The 1,887-nt window shown below is 38.3% G+C and carries 2 protein-coding genes; both read left to right on the forward strand.

Annotated features, from left to right (window positions below):
• Positions 1-359 precede the first annotated feature (359 nt).
• Positions 360-719, forward strand: a complete 360-nt coding sequence (locus tag AACW06_RS19325) for a hypothetical protein (RefSeq protein ID WP_192076303.1) — start codon at positions 360-362, stop codon at positions 717-719.
• Positions 720-892: 173 nt separating this feature from the next.
• Positions 893-1,672, forward strand: coding sequence for a hypothetical protein (locus AACW06_RS19330; RefSeq protein ID WP_192076304.1), 780 nt, complete (start codon positions 893-895; stop codon positions 1,670-1,672).
• The last annotated feature ends 215 nt before the right edge of the window (positions 1,673-1,887 follow it).

Raw genomic sequence — 1,887 nt, forward strand, 5'->3', positions numbered from 1 at the left:
ACCTTTCAATCTCAGTGAGGTGCGTGTACTTCATGTTTTTTACTTCTTGGCGGGAGCAAAAATGATGATTATCGCATCTCACTGTTTTTATGTTCAGAGGTGTCGCACTTCGTACTTGAATCCAAGTGTTATAACAAACAGTTCAAGAGGGATTCAGCACGCGTGGCATTTTTGGTATGCGGTGATTTCGGTGTTGAAGTTCTATGCAGCGGCTTAGTATTGCGTGCTTCACCCCTTAACTGGGCGTTATAAGGCTATAGGGTAGTAATAAAGTGTATAAAATCGACAACAAAAAGCTCAGAAAGGAAAAGCTAAGCCCCATTTGGACGCTAGTCTTTGTCCTGTTTTTAGGAAGTCTAATGTCTACGCCAGAATATGGTGAAGACTTTGATTGGTCCAAACTCATATTTCTAGTTGCTTTCACTGGATTGTTCGCCGTCGGTGCGAGAGTCTACGGTGTAATACGTTACCTAAAGTGGGCGAAGATTCATCGAGTGGTTATTGAAAGTGACGGAGTGAGTTTTCAAAACTTTGGTAGTAAAACTATTTTACCCTGGGATCAAGTTACCTCTTTAAAGGTTAAAGAAAAGGGCGGAAATGTCACCAACATAATATTGAAAACACGAGCGTCCGGCAAAATAGATTTCAAAGATTACGACAATCTAAACCTATTAAGCGAAGAGCTAAAAGCTAATGTAGATGAACAGTTTTGGGTATAACGTTGTTGTACTTCGTACTTGAATCCAAGCCTTATAACAAAGCATTTAAGAGTGATTCCCAACGCTTGGCATTTTTCATTCCATCGTTGGGTTTTGTGTTTACGGTGGCATGGATTAGGTATGGTGGCAGCGTTGCTCACACCTTAATGCGGCGTTATGTGTAGGAGGCCAATTTGGAATTAATTGAACTATTTATAAACTTCTCTAACGATTACTTTAGGCCTGTGCTGCTGTTGTTTACATCATGTTTTGCGTTGTATTTTGCGTATCAAAAGCTAACAGTTCACTTTAGTGCTTCATATACTGTCAATACATCTATTGATGTACCAACACATATATCAGCAGTTTCAGTAGTCAATAATAAAGATCGTACTTTTACTATTTGGTCTGTCTATGCTGTTATAAATGGAACTCACAAATTGAAGTTAACGACATTGCCTAAGCCAGTTGTTATTAAGCCATATGAGGCTTTGACATTTGAATGTGATAGTTTTTCGAAAGCTTATATCGGTGATAAGGAGTTAGACTCGAACTACTTCAGTAAAGATGTTGAAATCTATCTTGCTCTCGGTGATAGAGAAGTAAAATGTAAAGCAAAGTCAGTGTCTAAGCGTAACTTTCCTCTGGAAAATCTTGAAGCAATATACACTGAAAGGTATGAATTTGCAGGGCACCTTTATGATGAACATGTTGCCTACATTTTGCATTATCAATTGGGGAAAGAATCGAAAATTGCTTATATTGGGTTTAAGGGATTGATTTACCATGAATGGGGTATCGCCCCAAATGGCATCAGGGGGGAGATCAGTGAAGAATCTCTTCGTCAGTTTCTAGTTCAGAATGGTTTTCACGATATGTTTGATAACTATCAATGCTATCAAGTAGATTTTCCAAAAACCAAGTTCGTATTCGACAAAACTACACATAACAAACAATTTAAGAGTGATTCCTAACGCTTGGCATTTTTGGTGTTAAAGTTGAGTTCAGTGTTTACTATGGTTTTATCGAGTTTCGTGGTTGCGTTACTCACACCTTAATTGGGCGTTATGTGTTTGATGAGTTTTTAGGGTTAACTCTACGATTTCATTGAGAATTCGTTCTGTGTTTTCGGCAAGTTGGCTTGGTCGAAATGGATTCTTGAATAATCTGAGATTGATCGTTTTCAAGG

This window comes from Vibrio sp. S12_S33, from assembly GCF_963889785.1.
Classification (GTDB): Bacteria; Pseudomonadota; Gammaproteobacteria; order Enterobacterales; family Vibrionaceae; genus Vibrio; species Vibrio aestuarianus.

Excerpts from the sequence above, each read along its gene's own strand:
- AACW06_RS19325 (WP_192076303.1), top strand. The coding sequence starts at position 360 with ATGTCTACGCCAGAATATGGTGAAGACTTTGATTGGTCCAAACTCATA.